Here is an 18,638-nt window from a genome sequence, read left to right as displayed (position 1 = left end):
TCCGGAACCGTCGGAAAACCTTGAAGCCGACGGGAAGAAAGGCAGGAACCTTCCGGCGCCGGTGCAAAACCGGGGTACGGGTAGCGGTGGCCGTGCGGCGCCGCTACCCGTACCGGGTCAGCCGAGTTCGCGCAGCCCGGGGACGACCTGCTCCGAGAACGAGCGCAGGAACCGCTCCTGGTCGTGGCCGGGGCCGTGGAAGACGAGGTGGTTGAATCCCGCCTCGACGTAGGGCTTGATCTGCTCGACGGCGTCGGCCGGATCGGAGGTGACGATCCAGCGGCGGGCGACCTGCTCGATCGGCAGCGCGTCCGCGGCCTTCTCCATCTCCGCCGGGTCCTCGATGCCCGCCTTCTGCTCCGGGGTGAGCGAAAGTGGCGCCCAGAACCGCGTGTTCTCCAGCGCCTGCGCCGGATCCGGGTCGTAGGACAGTTTGATCTCGATCATCTTGTCGACGTCACCGGTGCTCCGGCCCACCTGCTCGGCACCTTCGGCGACCGCCGGGAGCAGCTTCTCGGTGTAGAGGTCCATCCCCTTGCCGCTGGTGCAGATGAAGCCGTCACCCTGCTTGCCGACGTACTTCGCCATGACCGGGCCGCCCGCCGCGATGTAGATCGGCACCCCGCCCTCGGGACGGTCGTACACGGTGGCGTCGGTGGTCTGGTAGTACTCGCCTTCGAACGTCACCCGCTCCTCGGACCACAGTTTGCGCATCAGCTCGATCGCCTCGCGCAGCCGCGCGAACCGTTCCTTGAACGCGGGCCACTCGATCCGGGCCACCGCGACCTCGTTGAGCGCCTCGCCGCTGCCGACGCCGAGCAGGATCCGGCCCGGGTACAGGCTGCCGAGGGTGCCGAACGCCTGCGCCACCACGGCCGGGTTGTAGCGGAACGTCGCGGTCAGCACGCTGGTCCCGAGGACCACTCGTTCGGTGCGCTCGCCGACCGCGGCCATCCACGCGAACGAGAACGGCGCGTGGCCGCCCTGATGCCGCCAGGGCTGGAAATGGTCGCTGACCATCACGCTGTCCAGCCCGACCTGCTCGGCGAGCACGGAGTACTCGACGAGGTCGCGCGGGCCGAACTGCTCGGCCGACGCCTTGTAACCGATCTTCAGTGCCATCCGGGGTCACCACCTGGGCTCAAGGGTTGTTCTCCCTCACCTTGGCACAGAGTCGATCAGCTCCGCCCATGCTTCGACCGCGCGGAGGGTGTCGGGAACACCACTCGGGTGGCGGGAATTCCGGCGCACGACGAGGCGGATGCGTCGGGTGCCCCCTGACCTCCAAGACGGCACCCGTGCGATGAAGGGGCCTTTCCTCTCATCGCATGCGGCGAAGGCCTTCAGGGCGTTGCCGCGAGGAGGGTCGCGAGCGCCACGCTTGAGACGCTGAGCGTCCCAGGCGAGGCGCATGAGACATCCGCGCTCCTCATCACTCACTAGGCGGCCCTGGAACTCGAGCCCGGACCCGGGCCGGACGTGGAAATGCCCCGTACCCACCCTCACCTTCCGGGACCGGCACGTGGTGATGAACTGTGCCGTTTGCGCCGTCACCTGTGCGCCGTGCTGGGCTGAGTTGTGATCGGGGAGTCGAACCCCACGCTGCCCGCCACGTACCAGGCGAGCCGGTGAAACCGCCGGCCCTCGGCTTGTGCCCGCTTCCCGGAGGGCTACCCGCTTCCACGTCCGGCCTCAGTCGAGGAGGTCGGTTTCCCAGTTGACGCGCTGGATCCGGACGTCGAGCGCCCGGATCTCCTCCGCCACCCGGTCCGCGCGCGACCGCAGTTCCGCGACGGGGAGCGCGGAGAAGTACCGGAGTTCCGAACGGAGTTGACGGCCGTAGCCGCCCTGGTTGCGGCCCGCCGCGGCGTCGGCGGCCGCGGGGAGGACGCCGTGCCGGAGGCGGAGGACGTCGCGGCGCGCGATCGCGTCGGTGATCGTGCCTTCCCCGAGCGGGGTCGCGGCGTTCGTCCGGTTGATCCGCTGGATCAGCGATTCCAGTTCGCTCAGCGTCGTTTCGGCTTCGGCGAGCAAGGCGACCGCGTCTTCGGCGGGCTCCTCACCTTCTTGGTGCCGCGCGTTGTCGGCGATCCGGGCGCGCAGTTGCTCCACCTTCTTCGTCGCGTCGGCGCGCAAGGCGAGCGCTTCGGCCAGCTTGATCCGGTTGGCGCCGGCTCCCTTCGTTTCGGGCATGCCGGAAGTATCGCGAAGATCGATGTGGAGAGCATTCGATTTTCCGGCTGAAGGCGCCGAGAGCCCTGCTTCCCCAGGTGTGGAAACGGGCCGGACGGGGTATACGGCGGCCGCGAGGGCGGTCTCCCGCCGGACGGCACGAGCCTTGCCGCGTCTGCGCGGAACAGCCGCGCGTGCGAGAAGGCCTGCCAGGACCTGCTCGACACCTCGCCCTGACACGAAAGGGGCCCCACCTGTGCGGGGCCCCCTTTTCCGTGACGGCGGAACTCAGTCGTAGGACAGTGCCTCGAGCAGTTCCCCGCTGTCCGGGTTGGGCAGCGCCTTGGCCACGTCGGCCTGCGCGACGATCCCGACGAGCTTGTGCCCGTCGATCACCGGCAGCCGCCGGACCTTGTGGTTCGACATGGTGCGCATGATCTCTTCGGCGTCGTCGTCCGCGCCGATCGTCACCGCTTCACCCTGTGCCAGTTCCGAGGCGTGCAACGCCCTCGGGTCCTTGCCCTCGGCCAGGACCTTCACCACGATGTCGCGGTCGGTCAGCATGCCCTGGAGCTTGCCGTCCTCCCCGCAGATCGGCAGCGCGCCGACCGACTTGGAGGCCATTTTCTTCGCCGCTTCGAGGACGGTTTCGGAGCCGGACACACAGGTCGCGTCCGCTGTCATGATGTCCCGCGCGGTAGTCATCCTTCACTCCCTTCGTCGAGGATCCGCTGTTACCGAATACCCGCTGTTCGCGAGCCGACACCTCAAGCCGCCGAAGGCCGCAGAAGGATCTTGACCGCGCCGTCCTGTTTCTTCTGGAAGATCTCGTAGGCGTGGGGCGCCTCGTCCAGGGGCAGCTGGTGCGTCGCGAATCCCTCGACGCCGAGGGGGTCAGCGTCGTCGGTGACCAGCGGCATGACGTCGTCGATCCAGCGCCGGACGTTGGCCTGCCCCATCCGCAGCGTGATCTGCTTGTCGAACAGTTCCATCATCGGCAGCGGGTCGAGCATGCCGCCGTAGACACCGCTCAGCGAGATCGTGCCGCCACGCCGGACCGCGTCGATGGCCGCGTATATCACGCTGAGCCGGTCGACCGCGGCCTTCTCGGTGATCTTCGCGCCGATCGGATCGGGCAGGAGACCGACGAGGTTCTGCGCGAGCCGCCCGACCGGTGCGCCGTGCGCCTCCATGCCGACGGCATCGATCACCGAATCCGCTCCGCGGCCGCCGGTGGCCTCGCGGATGAGGTCGCCGATGTACTTGTGCTCGCGCGTGTCGTAGGTGACGACCCCGGCCGCGGCCGCCTTCGCGAGACGTTCGGGGACCAGGTCGATGCCGATGACCTTGCCCGCGCCCCGGTGTTTCGCGATCCGGCAGCAGAACTGCCCGATCGGGCCCAGCCCGAAGACGACGACCGTGCCGCCCTCGGGGATGTTCGCGTAGTCGACGGCCTGCCACGCCGTCGGCACGACGTCGGACAGGTAGACGAACCGCTCGTCCGGCGGGCCGTCGGGCACCTTGATCGGGCCGTACTGCGCCTGGGGCACACGCAGGTATTCGGCCTGGCCGCCGGGGACCTGGCCGTAGAGCTTGGTGTAGCCGAGCAGCGCCGCGCCCTTGCCTCGCTCGGTGACCTGCGTGGTCTCGCATTGCGACTGCAGGCCGCGCTCGCACATGAAGCAGTGGCCGCAGGAGATGTTGAAGGGCACCACGACGCGGTCGCCGGGCTTGAGGCCCGTCACCTCGCTCCCGACCTCTTCGACCACGCCCATCGGCTCGTGCCCGAGGATGTCGCCCTCGTCGATGAAGGCACCGAGGACCTCGTACAGATGCAGGTCGGACCCGCAGATCCCGGTCGAGGTGATCCGGACGATGGCGTCGGTCGGTTCGACCAGTTTCGGATCGGGCACGGTGTCCACCCGGACATCGCGTTTGCCGTGCCAGGTGACGGCCTTCATGATTCTCCCTCCGGCGAAATGGCGGCGAATGGCTCTGTCGCCCGCCGGATGCCCGGCTGCGCATCCGGCAAACCTCGCCGGTCCGTGGCACCGTGGGAGGATGCGAACCCGGATGCTCGCCGTCGCCGTCGACTGCCGAGAGGCCGAAGCACTGGCCGCGTTCTGGAAGGAGGCGCTCGGCTATCCCGAAACCGAGCGCTGGACCGACGGCCACGGCGTGACCTACGTCGAAGTGAAGAGCCCTGGCCTGCCGAGCCTGCTCTTCCAGCCGGTCCCCGAGGAGAAGTCCGGCAAGAACCGGCTGCACCTCGACCTCGCCCCCACCGAACTCGAGCAACGCGAAGAGGTCGCCAGGCTCGTGTCACTCGGTGCCAAGATCATCGACGACCCCGAGTCCGACCACTGGGTGGTCATGAGCGACCCGGAAGGCAACGAGTTCTGTGTGCTGCCCCGGCACTGAGGCGTCCTGTGTCCCGTGTGGACTCAGGCGGCCTCTTCGCCGGATCCGGTCGCGGGCTTGGCGTGCAGCCCGAGCATCTCCAGCAGCATCCGGCAATCGGTCGCGTCTCGGGCGTTCGCGACCACCGTTTCGGTCGCCTTGCGCAGCACCGCCGCGCGCACAGCCGTTTCCCCGCCGTCGACCAGTTCCCCGGCCGGGCGCAGTGCTTCGTACGGGTTCCCCATGACCCACCTCCACCCTTCCCTTTCGTTGATACCTGATTTCGGCTGAGAACACCCCCTGTTTTCTTGCGGTTCCCGGCGCCGCTCACGCTCTAGACTGGCGCCACTCGAAACGAGCGGACGGAGCGGGAACTGACCACCGAGTTGCGCGGGGAGATCGTGATACTGGCCCCGGTCACCGAAGCCCACGTCCCGGAGCTGCGGCGGATCATCGGCACGGCCGAGGTCAGGGCGCGCTGGGGTTCGGTGGACGATTCCCCCACCTGGCCGTTCGACGACCCACTGACGACCTGCTTCACCGTCCTGGAAGACGGCGCCGTCCGGGGCCTGGTCCAGTACGGCGAAGAAGAGGACCCGATGTACCGGCACGCGTCGGTCGACCTCTTCCTCGACCCGGCGGCGCACGGCCGCGGGCTGGGCACGGACACCGTCCGCACGATGGCCCGCCACCTCGTGCACGATCGCGGGCATCACCGGCTGGTGATCGATCCCGCCGTGGACAACGACGCCGCGATCCGCTGCTACAAGGCCGTCGGCTTCCGCGAGGTCGGGGTGATGCGCCGTTACGAACGCGACACCGAGGGCGACGGCTGGCACGACGGGTTGCTGATGGACTTGCTCGCCGAGGACCTCACGTAGCGCGTCAGCGCGACACCGAGCAGCACCACCGCCATCCCGGCGAGCACGCGCGGGCCGAGGTCCTCGCCGAGGACCACCGCGCCCAGTGCGACCGAAACGACCGGCAGCAGGTAGCCGACCGTCGCCGCGGAGGTCGCGCCCTCGTCCTCGATGAGCCTGTAGTTGAGATAGAAGGTGACGCCGGTGCCGAAGATCCCGAGGACGACGACGGCGATCAGCGCGGTCACGTTCAGCGGCCCGGTCGGCGTCGCGTCGAACGGCAGCGCGAGCGCGCTGAGCCCGGTGGCGGTCAGCAGCTGTGCGGCCGAGATCGCGATCGGCCCGCCCTGGCCGACGAGTTTCCGTCCCATGTAAGCGAAAGCGACGGCATAGCTGACGCCGGCACCGAGCAGGGCCAGCGTCCCCCAGCCGAGCAGGCCGCTCTTCTGCCACGGCGCGAAGATCAGCAGGATCCCGGCGAAACCGAGGACCAGCCCGCCGACCCGGACCGGCGTGACGCGGCGTTCGCCGCCGATCCCGATGCCGATCAGCAACGACCACAGCGGCGTCGTCGCGTTCATCACCCCGGCGATCCCGGAATCCACGGTCAGTTCACCGATGCTGAACAACGCGAACGGCAAGGCGTTGCAGAAGAAGGCGGCGATGAGCAGCCTGCCCCAGATCCGGCGGCCCCGCGGCAGGCGCTGCCCGGCCCAGCGGCTCAGTACGAGGAGGACGGCCGCGCCGAGGGCGCAGCGGATGACGGTGACCTGGATGGGCGACAGCCCGGTCAACGCGAGTTTGATCCACAGGAACCCCGATCCCCACAGGAGGGCGAGAACGCCCATCCGGACCAGGGTTCCTGGCGCGCCGATGCTCACGTTGTTCCTTTCGCCGGGCTGCTCGATACCTCTCCAAGCTGCCTCGGCGGATCCGACAGGACAAGTGAAAAGATCTACACCGACGTTAAGGGGCGCTACATGTTCCGAACGGTCACGGCCGTGGCCGCCGGGAAGGCGACCACGACCGGCTCCGAGGAGATCAGTACTCGCCCGGTTGCTCGCAAGGCGGAACAGGGCCTTGCTCACATTTCGCGGTCGCGCATGATCCACCTCCCTCTCGACGGGCGCACCGGTGGGGAACGGGCGCGTTCCCGCACAGTTTGGAGGCTTTCTTTCCTGCTCCGTACACCCGGTGGCCGTGTTGTGACCCATGTAATGGGAAGGTTGTCGCGCGCGGAGCCATTCCGCCCAGCGTCGAATCGGCAGATGGCCCTGCCCGCCGTCACGCCGGTATGGCACGATCTGCCGCGGAGCAGGGAGAAAGGTGCTTCTGGTGACCGAGAATTCCGGCTCGGCCAGATCCGGGGAAACCGGGAAAGCACGGGCGGAACCGCGGCCGGTTTCGACGGCCGCGTGGGCGTTCGGGCGCGCATTGCGGCAACGGCGGCAGGCGAAAGGCCTGGCGCTGCGCGAACTCCAGAAACTCGCCTATGTCGACAAGAGTCTCATCAGCCGGGTCGAACGCGGGCTCACCCCGCCGAGCGCGGAATTCGCCGAAGCCTGCGACCGCGCGCTGGAAGCGGGCGGGACGCTCATCGTGCTCGCCGAGGCCGCCCGCGCGGAACCCTACGTTCACCTTCCCCCGCCGCCGAGCCATTTCGTCGGCCGTGAAGAACACTTCGCGCTGCTCGACGAAAAAGTGTTCGAAGGACCGGCCAAAGTGGTCTTCGTGGCCGGCCCGCCCGGGGTCGGGAAGACCGCGCTCGTCCTGAAATGGGCGAACCGGCGGCAGGAGGAATTCGACGGCGTCCTCTGGTCGGATCTGCGCGGCTACGCGGCGGGCTCCCCCGCGCAACCCGCCGACATTCTCGACGATCTCCTCCGCTGCGTCGGCGTGCGCCCCGACCGCATCCCCGCCGAGGAACACATGCGGCTCGCGCTCCTGCGCGGGCTGCTGCGCGGCCAGCGCACCCTCGTCGTACTGGACAACGCCCTCGACTCGCACCAGGTGCGGCCGGTACTGCCCGGCACCCCGGACACCACCGTGCTGATCACCAGCAGACGGCGGCTCTCCGGCCTGGTCGTCGGCAGCGGCGCGGTCCAGGTTTCCTTGGAGCCACTGGAAGATCTCGAAGCGACGCGGCTCATGGCCGACCTCATCGGCGACGAACGCGCGGCGGGTGATCCCGAAGGCGTCGGCAGGCTCGTCCGGCTGTGCGCGGCGCTGCCGCTGGCGGTGAACATCGCCGCCGAACGGGTCGCCACCCATCCGCACCAGAGCGTCGGTGACCTCGCCCGCGAACTCGTCGCCGAGGGGCGGCGGCTGGAGCTGCTCGCGGTCGACGACGACGCCGTCGGGGTCCGCGCCGCCTTCAGCTGGTCCTACCGCGCGCTCGACGCCGACACCGCCCGCATGTTCCGGTTGCTCGGCCTCCACCCTGGCCCGCGGTTCACCGCCGGCGCGGCCGCCGCGCTCGCCGGGCTGCCCGAACACGACGCGAGACGCCTTGTCGACAAACTCGTCCAGGCGCATCTCGTGCAGCAGGTCGGCGCGCGGTACTACCGGTTCCACGATCTGCTCCGCGTCTACGCCGCCGAAGAGGCCGCCGCCGGACAATGGCGGGACGAGCGGCAGGCGGCGGTATCCCGGCTGGCCCACTGGTACCTCTACGCGGCCAACGCGGCGAGCTGGACACTGACCCCGGCCCGCGACCACCACGTCGACCTCGGCCCCGCCCCCGAAGGCGTCGAGCCGTTGCGGTTCGCCACCTTCGACGAGGCCTACATCTGGTGCGCGTCGGAGATGCCGAGCATCACCGGCGTCGCGCGGCTGGCGCTGGACCACGGGCTGTACGAGATCGGCTGGCGGCTTCCGGTGGAGATGTTCGACTACCACCTGCTCGGCAGGCCGTGGCAGACCTGGATCTCGAGTCACGACGTGGCGATCGAGTCCGCGAAGGCGGGCGGCGACCTCGGCGGGCTGGCATGGTCGGCGATCAACCTCGCCGAGGCGCACCGGCGGCGCGGCGACCTCGACCGCGCGCACGAGCTGTACAGCCAGGCCGTCGGCATCTCCGACGAGATCGGCGAGAACCCGAGCCTCGGCTGGGCACTGGTGGGGCTCGGCAACATCGCGCACGAACGCGAGGACTACGCCGAAGCCGTCCGCCTGGTCGAACAGAGTGTGGAGGTGAACGCGCGGATCGGGTACCAGCTCGGCGAAGCGACCGCGCGGGTCCACCTCGGCCGCGCCTATCGCGATCTCGGCGACCGCGACCTGGCCCTCGACCACGGCCGTCGCGCCCTGGACGTCTACGCCAAGGACGCCGACCAGCACGGCATGGGTTTCGCGCTGGTGCCGCTGGCCCGGACCTGCCGCCGCTTCGGCGACCTGGAGCAGGCGCTCGAGTACTGCGAGCAGGCGCTGACCGCCTACCGGAACTGCGGCGACGTCTGGGGCCAGGCCGACGCGCTCGACGAACGCGGCTGCGCGCTGGCCGCGCAGGGCCACCCGGAAGCGGCGAGGGCGGCCTGGCGGGACGCGCTCCAGCTCGTCATGGACCTCGACGACCGGAAGGCGAGCGTGCTGCGAGGCCGTCTCGAAGGCTCGGTCTAGCCACCGGGCCACGGGACTCGTGAGTGGTAATGAGGGTTAGAACCGTCATTACCACTCACGACCACCGGGGCACGCGGCTCAGCCGAGCGTCACCGGCAGGTGGTGCAGGCCGCGGGTGATCGCGCTCGGCCACCAGACGAGCCGGTCTTCGGGCACGGTCAGCGTCATCGACGGCGCGCGGTCGAACAACGTCTCCAGCGCCGCGGACGCCTGCATCCGCGCGAGCGCGGCGCCGATGCAGATATGCGGACCGAGACCGAAGGCCACGTGCCGCACCGGCCGCTCGCCCGGGCGGAAGGCGAGCGGTTCGGGGTGGACCTCCGGGTCGCGGTTGGCCGCCAGCAACGACAACAGGATCGGGTCGCCCGCCTCCATCCGCTGCCCGGCCAGTTCCATCGGCTCGGTGACGAAACGCCAGCTGGTGTTCTGCAACGGGGGGTCGCGGCGCAGGACCTCCTCGATGACGAGCGTCAGCCGCGAGCCGTCGGCGCGGGCGCGGGCCGCCTCCTCCGGATGCGTGATGAGGGTCAGCGCGGTGGACGCGATGAGACTGATCGTGGTCTCGTGCCCGGCGATCAGCGTGAGGAACGCCGTCGCGGCGACCTCCTCCTCGGTGAGCTTTCCGGCGGCCTCCTGCGCGAGCAGATCGCTGATCAGGTCCGCGCCGGGTTCGGCCCGTTTCCGCGCGACGACGCCGGCGAGCAGTTCGTCCAGGTCGTCGGTCGCCTTCAGCATCGACGGCATGTCGGTGACGTCGCCGGCGGCGACCACCAGCGCGGGCGGGCGGACCTCGTCCAGGAGGGTGTCCGGGATGCCGATCAGCTCGCAGATCGACCGGATCCCCAGCGGGTAGGCGAAATCCTCGACGAGGTCGCCCTCGCCGCGCTCCAGGATCGGGTCGAGCAGTTCGTTCGCCAGCTGATGCGTACGGTCACGCATATGCTGCAGCCGCCGCGGCCCGAACGCGCCGGCGCACGCCTTCCGCAGCCTCGCGTGCTCGTCGCCCTCGAAGTTGTTCATATGCCCGATGAGCGTCGGCCGGTGGTCCGCGGGCAGCCCGAGATTGGCCTCGCGCCAGTGGTCCGCGGCCACGGACGGGCATTTCGACAACCGGGGGTCGGCCATCGCGGAGACGACGTCCTCGTGCCGGGTCAGCAGCCAGGTCCAGGTGTCGCCGGGCAGCGGAAGCCGGAACGCCGGGGCGTTCGCACGCAGCCATTCGTAGGCGGGTGAGGGATCCCGGTCGAATTCCGGCCCGAACATGACCGGGCCCGCTTCGGCGTCGTATGCGGCGTCTGGCATACGAGCCACCCTGCCAGCTTGTGGCGGCATCGAGTACGGCGAACGCAGGCATTGCCCTGTCTCACGCGATCGTCAACGCGGTCCCCCTGTCACCCTCTTGTGGTGACCAGCAAGATCGAGGCGGGTGCGGTGCGTAACGGATGGAGGTGGCCCTCGTCAGCGACTTCGGGCTACGGGAGGAATTGAAGACCGCTAACCGCGACGTGGTCTCGGAGCGGGAGACCGGGTCGGTCCGCGGGTTCGCCGACACCGTCGGGCTCGCCGCCGCCCGCGTCTGGCGGCTGCGAAGCCGTGCCTGGAACACTCTGCGGCATCCGGCGGGCTGGGAGCTGTGGCGGCTGCCGCCCGCGGCCGTCGTCTGGATGCTCGGCACTGAACTCGCCGTCGCAGGGTGGGCGCTGTACAGCGTTTTCAAGGCCTCCGCCACCACCACGGACCTCGTCCGCTTCGGCGTGATCGCGGGTTGCGCCGTCTGGTACCTCGTCCAGACCCAGCATCCCGAGGAACAGCGGCGCGCCGACGACCGGCGCGGCGAGCACATCGACCAGACCGCGGTCTGGCTGGGCAGCGCGGCCGTCCTGCTGCCACCCGCCTACTCACTCACGCTGCTGCTGATGGTCCGCGTCCAGCGTTACTCCATCGCGCACAAGGCGATGACGACCTTCCTCTTCACCACCGCCGCGCACGCCGCGTCCATCCTCGGCGTGCACACGATCATCGAACTGACGGCACTGCACACCTGGCTCGAATCGGGCACGCTCCCCCAGCGGCCCGGTGACATCCTCTTCGCCGCCGTCGCGCTGGTGGGCACCGCCCTCTGGTACTTCGCGTCGCAGACCCTCCTGATCAGCATCGCGCGCGGCCTGGCCTGGGGCGGCTGGCGACGGCAGAAACTGATCGGCAGCTGGGCCGACAACGCGGACTTCGTCTACGCGCTGCAACTCGCCGCGTGCACCACGATCCTCGGCGCGGTCAACATCGCGCTGGTGCCGCTGGTGATGATCGGCGTCGCGCTGCGCTCGACCCGGCTCTCGCAGGCGCTGGCGGACACGATCGCGCGCAGCCAGCGCGACCGGAAGACCGGGCTGCTGACCGAGGACTCCTTCCACGCGCCCGCGGCGCTGAGGCTGCTCGAAGACCAGACCGATCGGCGCCCGACGGCGTTCCTCATGCTGGATCTCGATCATTTCAAGCAGTGGAACGACAAGTACGGGCATTCCGGCGGCGACATCGTGCTCGGCTGCGTCAGCGCGGTACTCCGGCAGAACACCCGCGCTTCCGACGTCGTCGGGCGCTGGGGTGGCGAGGAGTTCGCGGTACTGCTGCCGGACACCACCCGCGAGGAGGCCCTGCGGGTCGCCGAGCGGATCCGGGAGGCCGTCGCCAAGACCGCGATCACCGGGCTGACGGAACTCGCCAGCGGGCACGCCACCAACGAACCCCGCGCGGTGGGCCCGATCCACGGCTGCACGGTGTCGATCGGTGTCGGGCTTTCGCCTGAGCACTCGACGGATTACGGCGAGCTGTTCCGCGCGGCGGACTCGGCGATGTACGCGGCGAAGCGAGCCGGGCGGAATCGGGTCGTTGTGGCTCCTTCGGCGACTTCCGCGCCCGAACCGCCCTCGCCCAGGGCCCCGACCTCGCCGCTGAGCCGGGCAGGCGACTCGCGCCGGGAGTGACGACCCCACGCATTCAGTCCTCTAGATGCGTTCGGGGCGCTGCACCAGGCGGGTTTCGAGCAGGTCGTCGACCACCCGGGTCTCCACCCCGGTCCGCCGTTCGAAGGCGGACCCGCGCAGCGGCCACAGCGTGACCAGCACGATGCCCACCGCGGACAGCGCGCCCAGCACCAGCGCGGCGACGAACTGGGCGGCGCCGGCGGTCGCGGTGTTCAGCACCGCGAACCCGATCAGCACGATCCCGGTCGGCGCCACGGTGGCCAGGGCCACGAGGACGGCGGGCGTGCGGCGGAGGTCCCGGCGCCGCGTGGTCAGCCAGGCGGCGAGGACGCAGGCGAACGACGCCCCCAGCAGGCACGCGCCCGCCGTGTCGCTCAGCCGGTGCCAGCCCAGCGCGATGGTCGACGACGCGACCCAGGCGACGGCGACGCCGCCCGTCCCGATGATCACCGGACGGAACCGTTGGGGCAGAACGAAAGTGAGCGCCATCAGGATCGCCATGGCGGCGCTGACGTGGCCGCTCGGGAAACTGTTGTGCCCGGGACCGTAGCCACCGTCGGGCAGTTCGGGGCGTTCGAGCAGGTACAGCTTGAGCAGCTGCGCGGTGACGAGCGGGAGCACGAGGACGCTCAGCGCGGGAACGAGGAGACCGGGTTTGCGGCGCAGGAGGGCCAAGCCGACCAGCACGATGACGGCCGCGCCGAGCACCAGCACCATGTCCTGCTCCCGCAACGGTCCCGCCCAGTCCATTGTGGACCAGCGGCCGGACTGCGCGCTGCGGACGACGCCGTTCTCCGCGAGCTGTCCGGCCGACGTGTGCACGAAGAGCACGTAGGTCACGACGAACGCGGCGGCCAGTCCCAGTCCGGTGGCGAGCTGGAACACGGCCCTGGACAGGGTGAGCCTGGCCTCGGCGTGCCGTCCGGGCGCGGGACGGTGGGCGGGGGTCGGCTTCGCTTCGTGGATGAGTACGGCCATGGGTCCCACTGTCCCCACGGCGTTTAGCGGAGAGGTCCGGACAATGTCATGGTTCTGCTACAAGATCGAGCCGAGTCGCACACGCGCGGCGATATCCGAATAATGGCGGCGTGGCAAGTGTCCTTTTGATCGAAGACGACGCGTCCGTCCGGGAGGGTCTGGAACTCGCGCTGCGCCGTCAGGCGCACACCGTCCACACCGCCGAGAGCGGTGAACTCGGGCTGGAGAAGCTGCGGGTGTTCCAGCCCGACATCGTCGTGCTGGATCTGATGCTGCCGGGGATCGACGGCTTCGAGACCTGCCGCCGCATCCGCGCGGCCGGCGAGGTGCCGATCATCATGCTGACCGCCCGCAGCGACGATTTCGACATCGTGGCCGGGCTGGAGGCGGGCGCCGACGACTATGTGACCAAGCCGATCGAACCCCGCGTGCTCGACGCCCGGATCAGGGCGGTGCTGCGGCGCGCGGTGAGCGAGAAACCCGCGAGCGAGGAGGATCCGGCCGAGGAACGGCACGGCGGGCTGGTCATCGACCGGGCCGGGCTGGTGGTCACGAAGAACGGCGCGCCGGTCTCGCTCACCCCCACCGAGCTGAAACTGCTGCTGGAACTGTCGCGCACGCCCGGCCAGGTCTACAGCCGCCAGCAGATCCTCTCCGCCGTCTGGGATCACGACTACCTCGGCGATTCCCGGCTGGTCGACGCCTGTGTCCAGCGGCTGCGCGCGAAGATCGAGGACGTGCCCGCGAAACCCGACCACGTCCAGACCGTCCGGGGCTTCGGGTACCGGTTCGGCCGTTCATGAGGCTGCTCTCCGGCCTGCGGCCCCGGCTCATCCTGGCCTTCGCGGTGATGACGATCATCGGGGCGGCGGCCGCGGCGGGGGCCAGTTACGTCTCGGCCCGCAACGCCATCCTCGAAGCGGTCCAGAACGCGGCGATGAACCAGCTCAAGGACCGGGTCGCCACCTACGGCCGTCCGCTGTCCACGCCGCCGACCCAGGAACAGCTCAACGACTTCGCCGGAAGCCTGCGGTTGAACGCCGTCGCGGTCTACCGGGACCTGCGCTCGGTCAACGGCCCGGATCTGACCACGTTCTCGCCCGAGCTGCGGGAGACCGTCGCCCACGACAACCGCATCCAGTTCCAGCGGCTGAATCGCGACGCCACCCCGGAACTCCTGGTCGGGCTGCCGGTGCTGGAACGGCAGCCGGACGGGACGATGGGGCCCACCGGCATCGAGGTGTACTCGCTGACCTCGCTCGTCCAGCAGCAGCAGGCCATCGAGGAACTCGCGAAATCCGCCTGGCAGACGGCCGCGCTGGCGTTGCCGCTGGGCGGCGCGCTCGCCCTCCTCGCGGCCAGGCAGGTGCTGCGGCCGGTACGCGCGCTCAACACCGCCGCCGCCCAGCTCGGCGAAGGCAGGCTCGACGTCCGGCTGCCCGCCAAGGGATCCGACGAGCTGGCCGAATTGGTCACGACCTTCAACAACACCGCCGCCGAGCTGGAACGCACGGTCGGCGAGCTGAGAGCCATGGAGGCCGACGCGCGCCGGTTCGTGGCCGACGTCTCGCACGAACTCCGCACCCCGCTCGCGGCGATGAACGCGGTCACCGACGTCCTGGACGAGGACGCCGAGACGCTGCCGCCGGACACCGCCGTCGCGGCGCGGCTGGTGTCGGGCGAGACCCGGCGGCTGACCCGGCTCGTCCAGGACCTGGTCGAGATCTCCCGGTTCGACGCGGGCCGTGCCGAACTCGTGCTCGACGAATGGGATCTCGCGACGGCGATCCGGGACAGCCTCGACGCCCGCGGCTGGCACGAAGGCGAAGACCTGGTCACCGACCTGCCGGAGGGGGTCCTCGCCCGCGTCGACCGGCGGCGGGTCGACCTGATCGTGGCGAATCTCGTCGGCAACGCGCTCCGGCACGGCGCCGCCCCGGTCGAAGTCCGCCTGCGCACCGACGGCGACGGCGTCACGCTGGAGGTCGACGACCACGGCCCGGGGATCGACCCCGCGGTCCTGCCGCATGTGTTCGACCGGTTCACCAAGGCCGACACCGCCCGTGCCCGGTCCGAGGGCAGCGGGCTGGGCCTGGCGATCGCGCTGGAGAACGCCCGCCTGCACGGCGGCGACATCACGGCGGCCAACACCGGGCACGGTGCCCGGTTCGTGCTGCGCCTGCCGCACCGGCCCGGGGGAGGGACGCGATGAGGAAGACGAGGCTGCTGCCCGCCCTCGCGGCCGCGACACTGGTGGCGGCCTGCGGAGTGCAGCCGACCGGTGTCGTCCCGGCCGGGCCGGGACCGTCGATGCGCGCCACTACCGGCCCGGCGGTGCTCACCGGCCTGACGCTGTACTTCGTCTCCGACGGCCGGGTCGTCCCGGTGACCCGGCCCACCGAAGGCTTCATCTCCCCCGAAGGCGCGATCACGATGCTGCTGAAGGGGCCGACGGAGCGGGAGGCCGCGCAGGGACTCACCACCTTCGTCCCGCCCGAGGTGGGCCGGGTCGAGGTGTACTCCAGCGACCCACCGTCCATGGTGCTGCCGTTCAGCGTGCGTAAATTCTCCGACCAGGCCCTCAACCAGCTGGTCTGCACCGCGATCTCGGCCACGGCGGCGATCGGACGGGCTCCGCGCGCCCAGGGGATGACCGTGACCTCGCCGGACGGGACGCTGTACTTCCAGAGCTGCAAGGCCGGCTGACTTCGTCACTCACAGTGCGCACAGAAACGCACTCTTGAGGCTGTACGGATGTCAGCCCTGTTCGGTTCACCGATCAAGGTAACTGTGGGCGAGCACACTCGCACGTGACTTTGCCGTGTCCATTTCGTAATGTTGCCCGGAGCTCGCGGCCCCCGACGCGAGTTCCCGTCCCCGAAGTGGTGAGTGATCAGAGAAATGGCCGGCAGACATCGCAAGAAAAAGGCTCCGCAGTGGAAGCTCCCCGCGGGTATCGCGGCAGCCGTCGCCACGGCGCTCCCGGCGTCGATGTGGCTGACCACCGCAGGTTCCCCTGACGTCGAAGCGGCCAGTGCCGCGCTCGCGCTGCAGGCTCCCCCGGTCTCCAGCGTGACTCCCCCGCCGTCGACCAGCAGTACCCCGCCCTCCAGCCCGGCACCGCCTCCCTCGACCACCGCGGCTCCCCCGAAGCCGACGACGTCGACCAAGGCGCCCGCCCCGGTGAAGAAGACCGTGCCCGCCGCGACGGCCTCGTGTTCGACCAGCCTCGCCGGCACCAAACCGCATGTGGCCCAGGTCGGCAACCACATCAAGGCGAAGTTCGGTGTCACGAACATCGGCGGTGTCGCGGGCCGCGCGAACGCCAGCGACCACCCGTCCGGCCTCGCGCTGGACTTCATGGTCGACACCGCCACCGGCAACGCCATCGCCGACTACATCCTGGCCAACCAGAAGGACTTCGGCATCACCTACGTCATCTGGCGCCAGCGCTACAACGACGGCAGCGGCTGGGACACGATGGAGGACCGCGGCGGCGCGACCGCCAACCACATGGACCACGTCCACGTGTCCTTCGCCAAGAGCGCGAAGGTCAGCGTCAGCTGCTGACGACGCCTTTCTATTGAGAGATAAGCCAAACATGGCGCGATCGGCTCGCAGCTGTGAAGGCCCCAAGTGGGGCAGGGAGCGTCCCATGTCTGTCCACAAGGGATAGTCACCAGCGACCCGGTGTCCGATCGATGCCTAGAAGTACGGTTCAGGATGGGGTCGTGAGTGATAAAGAGCGTTAGAACGCTACTTATCACTCACGACCCCATCCCAAAACCGCGCGAACTACTCAAATTGGACACCTGGGGGCGGACAGGGGTCTCTTGCGGACACCTGGGGTCGAGACTGGCTTCCGTCAGCCAATCCGGTACCGCGGCGGGGCACGCCATATTTGCCTTACCCCTCAATAACGACGCCGAGCGGACCGCTCGCCGGGCTGGACCACCGGTCGCCCCACGACCTCTTCCACGCCCCTGACGGCGAGCCGGTCCGCTCGCTCGTTCTCCGGATGCCCGGCGTGACCCTTGACCCAATGCCATTCGACGTCGTGCCGCGAGGCGGCTTCGTCGAGGCGGCGCCAGAGGTCGGCGTTCTTGACCGGGGTCTTGGCGGAGGTCATCCAGCCGTTGTTCTTCCAGTTCCGCACCCAGCTGGTGATGCCGTTCCGGACGTAGGTGCTGTCGGTGTAGATGTCCACCGTGACCCGCCGCTTCAGGCTTTCCAGCGCCTCGATGGGCGCGGTCAGCTCCATCCGGTTGTTCGTGGTCGGCCCGGGATCCCCGCCGTAGATCTCCTTCTCGACCGTGCCGTACCGCAGGACCGCGCCCCAGCCGCCGGGGCCGGGATTCCCGCTGCACGCGCCATCGGTGTAGATCTCGACTTCCGCCACCGGGACACCCTAGCGACGGGTTCAGTCCGGCAGCAGTGGCACCCACGGCTCCTCGGCCTGCCCGAGATGCACCGCCCGCGTGATGGACTTCGTCCCGAAGCGGTCCCGGACGGTGTCGAGCGTCGAGTCGAGCGCGTCCCTCGGCTTCGCCTCGAACGGCAGGACCAGCTGGATCGCGTCGTCCGACGACAGGTTCGTGAGCGCGAGGCCGATCAGGGTGAGCCCGCGTTCGTCGATCAGCGGTCTCGCGGCGGCGAGCAGTTCGCGGGCCGCCGCGACGATCGCGCCGGTGTGTTCGGTCGCCTCCGGCAGCGTGTGCGAACGCGTCGCCTTGGTGAAGTCGGCGAACCGCAGGCGGAGCACGACCGTCCGGCACACCCGGTGCGCCGCGCGCAGCCGCCGGGCGAGGCGATCGGCCAGCGTCAGCAGCGTCGCGTCGAGTTCGGCGGGCGAACGCGGCCTGCTCCCGAGCGCGCGCTGCGCCCCGATCGAGCGGCGGCGGTGACCGGTCCGCACCCGCCGCGGATCGTCGTTGTGGGACAAGGCGTGCAGGTGGACGCCGACGCCGCGGCCGAGCAGCCGGACGAGTTCCTTCTCCCCGAAGCCCTCCATCTGGCCGACCGTGGTCACGCCGCGCTCGCGCAGCTTCCGCGCCGTCACCTCGCCCACGCCCCACAGCCGCTCGACCGGCAGCGGGTGCAGGAACTCCAGTTCCTTGTCGTGCGGCACGACGAGGAGGCCGTCGGGTTTGGCGACGCCGCTGGCCACCTTCGCGAGGAACTTCGTCCGGGCGACGCCGACGGTGATCGGCAGCCCGACCTGCTCCAGCACGTCCCGGCGCAGTTTCGCGGCGATCCGGCTCGGCGTGCCCGCGATCTTCAGCAGCCCGCCGACGTCGAGGAACGCCTCGTCGATCGAGATGCCCTCCACCAACGGTGTCGTGTTGTCGAAGACCGCGAAGACCGCCTTGCTCGCCTCCGAGTACGCGTGCATCCGCGGCGGGACCACGATCGCGTCCGGGCACAGCCGCCGTGCCTGGCCGCCGCCCATCGCCGTGCGGACGCCGTACGCCTTGGCCTCGTAACTGGCCGCCAGCACGACACCCCCGCCGACGATGACCGGCCGCCCGCGCAGGCTCGGGTCGTCACGCTGCTCGACCGACGCGTAGAACGAATCCAGGTCGGCGTGCAGGATCGGACCTTCGGGCGGCATAGAACATATGTTCGCATC

The 18,638-nt window shown here is 69.8% G+C and carries 18 protein-coding genes; 8 read left to right on the top strand and 10 right to left on the bottom strand.

What is annotated here, in order from left to right; all coding sequences use genetic code 11:
- Positions 1-117 precede the first annotated feature (117 nt).
- The 4 genes from fgd to SD37_RS15845 form a co-directional block, all read right to left on the bottom strand.
- Positions 118-1,122: a glucose-6-phosphate dehydrogenase (coenzyme-F420) gene (gene fgd / locus SD37_RS15860; RefSeq protein ID WP_044850220.1), complete on the bottom strand. Its 1,005-nt coding sequence runs from the start codon at positions 1,120-1,122 to the stop codon at positions 118-120.
- 570 nt (positions 1,123-1,692) lie between these two features.
- Positions 1,693-2,193, bottom strand: a complete 501-nt coding sequence (locus SD37_RS15855; protein ID WP_236725381.1) for a DIP1984 family protein — start codon at positions 2,191-2,193, stop codon at positions 1,693-1,695.
- Between the two features lie 267 nt (positions 2,194-2,460).
- The gene (locus SD37_RS15850) at positions 2,461-2,877 is read right to left on the bottom strand and encodes a CBS domain-containing protein (protein WP_044850221.1); all 417 of its coding nucleotides are present in this window, start codon (positions 2,875-2,877) and stop codon (positions 2,461-2,463) included.
- 62 nt (positions 2,878-2,939) lie between these two features.
- A complete protein-coding gene (locus SD37_RS15845) occupies positions 2,940-4,133 on the bottom strand; it encodes a zinc-dependent alcohol dehydrogenase (RefSeq protein WP_044850222.1) in 1,194 nt (397 codons plus the stop codon).
- A 100-nt stretch (positions 4,134-4,233) separates the two neighbouring features.
- Between SD37_RS15845 and SD37_RS15840 the strand changes: the two genes are divergently transcribed.
- The gene (locus SD37_RS15840; RefSeq protein WP_037306314.1) at positions 4,234-4,593 is read left to right on the top strand and encodes a VOC family protein; all 360 of its coding nucleotides are present in this window, start codon (positions 4,234-4,236) and stop codon (positions 4,591-4,593) included.
- A gap of 23 nt (positions 4,594-4,616) precedes the next feature.
- Here SD37_RS15840 and SD37_RS15835 read toward each other — a convergent pair whose 3' ends face one another.
- Positions 4,617-4,817 carry a hypothetical protein gene (locus SD37_RS15835; RefSeq protein WP_044850223.1) on the bottom strand — a complete coding sequence of 67 codons (201 nt, stop codon included), beginning with the start codon at positions 4,815-4,817 and terminating at the stop codon, positions 4,617-4,619.
- A gap of 129 nt (positions 4,818-4,946) precedes the next feature.
- On the opposite strand from SD37_RS15835, the gene SD37_RS15830 reads away from it, so the two are divergent.
- The gene (locus tag SD37_RS15830) at positions 4,947-5,453 is read left to right on the top strand and encodes a GNAT family N-acetyltransferase (RefSeq protein ID WP_063624588.1); all 507 of its coding nucleotides are present in this window, start codon (positions 4,947-4,949) and stop codon (positions 5,451-5,453) included.
- Here the strand turns inward: SD37_RS15830 and SD37_RS15825 are convergent.
- Entirely contained in the window at positions 5,378-6,313 is a 936-nt protein-coding gene (locus SD37_RS15825) for a DMT family transporter (RefSeq protein ID WP_044850224.1), read from the bottom strand. The genes SD37_RS15830 and SD37_RS15825 overlap by 76 nt on opposite strands.
- A 454-nt stretch (positions 6,314-6,767) precedes the next feature.
- On the opposite strand from SD37_RS15825, the gene SD37_RS15820 reads away from it, so the two are divergent.
- A complete protein-coding gene (locus SD37_RS15820; RefSeq protein WP_236725379.1) occupies positions 6,768-9,050 on the top strand; it encodes a helix-turn-helix domain-containing protein in 2,283 nt (760 codons plus the stop codon).
- A gap of 78 nt (positions 9,051-9,128) precedes the next feature.
- On the opposite strand, the gene SD37_RS15815 is transcribed toward SD37_RS15820, so the two are convergent.
- The gene (locus tag SD37_RS15815; protein ID WP_065912843.1) at positions 9,129-10,352 is read right to left on the bottom strand and encodes a cytochrome P450 family protein; all 1,224 of its coding nucleotides are present in this window, start codon (positions 10,350-10,352) and stop codon (positions 9,129-9,131) included.
- Positions 10,353-10,492: 140 nt separating this feature from the next.
- On the opposite strand from SD37_RS15815, the gene SD37_RS15810 reads away from it, so the two are divergent.
- Positions 10,493-12,031, top strand: a complete 1,539-nt coding sequence (locus SD37_RS15810; RefSeq protein WP_044850227.1) for a GGDEF domain-containing protein — start codon at positions 10,493-10,495, stop codon at positions 12,029-12,031.
- 21 nt (positions 12,032-12,052) lie between these two features.
- On the opposite strand, the gene SD37_RS15805 is transcribed toward SD37_RS15810, so the two are convergent.
- Positions 12,053-13,009 carry a phosphatase PAP2 family protein gene (locus SD37_RS15805; RefSeq protein WP_044850228.1) on the bottom strand — a complete coding sequence of 319 codons (957 nt, stop codon included), beginning with the start codon at positions 13,007-13,009 and terminating at the stop codon, positions 12,053-12,055.
- Positions 13,010-13,119: 110 nt separating this feature from the next.
- Here SD37_RS15805 and SD37_RS15800 point away from each other — a divergent pair, with 110 nt between their 5' ends.
- The 4 genes from SD37_RS15800 to SD37_RS15785 all read left to right on the top strand — a co-directional run bounded on the left by SD37_RS15800 (position 13,120) and on the right by SD37_RS15785 (position 16,579).
- A complete protein-coding gene (locus SD37_RS15800) occupies positions 13,120-13,812 on the top strand; it encodes a response regulator transcription factor (protein ID WP_037306322.1) in 693 nt (230 codons plus the stop codon).
- Positions 13,809-15,221, top strand: coding sequence for a sensor histidine kinase (locus tag SD37_RS15795; protein ID WP_065912842.1), 1,413 nt, complete (start codon positions 13,809-13,811; stop codon positions 15,219-15,221). Before SD37_RS15800 ends, SD37_RS15795 begins: the two co-directional genes overlap by 4 nt.
- Positions 15,218-15,715 (top strand): GerMN domain-containing protein, encoded by a 498-nt coding sequence (locus tag SD37_RS15790; RefSeq protein WP_044850230.1) that lies wholly within the window; start codon positions 15,218-15,220, stop codon positions 15,713-15,715. The genes SD37_RS15795 and SD37_RS15790 overlap by 4 nt, the downstream gene beginning before the upstream one ends.
- A gap of 195 nt (positions 15,716-15,910) precedes the next feature.
- Positions 15,911-16,579: a VldE C-terminal domain-containing protein gene (locus SD37_RS15785; protein WP_044850231.1), complete on the top strand. Its 669-nt coding sequence runs from the start codon at positions 15,911-15,913 to the stop codon at positions 16,577-16,579.
- 343 nt (positions 16,580-16,922) lie between these two features.
- On the opposite strand, the gene rnhA is transcribed toward SD37_RS15785, so the two are convergent.
- Both rnhA and dinB read right to left on the bottom strand, forming a co-directional pair.
- Positions 16,923-17,408 (bottom strand): ribonuclease HI, encoded by a 486-nt coding sequence (gene rnhA / locus SD37_RS15780; RefSeq protein WP_044850232.1) that lies wholly within the window; start codon positions 17,406-17,408, stop codon positions 16,923-16,925.
- A 21-nt stretch (positions 17,409-17,429) separates the two neighbouring features.
- Positions 17,430-18,620 (bottom strand): DNA polymerase IV, encoded by a 1,191-nt coding sequence (dinB, locus tag SD37_RS15775; RefSeq protein ID WP_044850233.1) that lies wholly within the window; start codon positions 18,618-18,620, stop codon positions 17,430-17,432.
- Between the last annotated feature and the right edge of the window lie 18 nt (positions 18,621-18,638).

The organism is Amycolatopsis orientalis, assembly GCF_000943515.2.
In the GTDB taxonomy this organism is placed as follows: domain Bacteria; phylum Actinomycetota; class Actinomycetes; order Mycobacteriales; family Pseudonocardiaceae; genus Amycolatopsis; species Amycolatopsis orientalis.
Note: the sequence above shows the minus strand (reverse complement) of the source record. Positions and strands in the feature narration are given on the sequence as shown.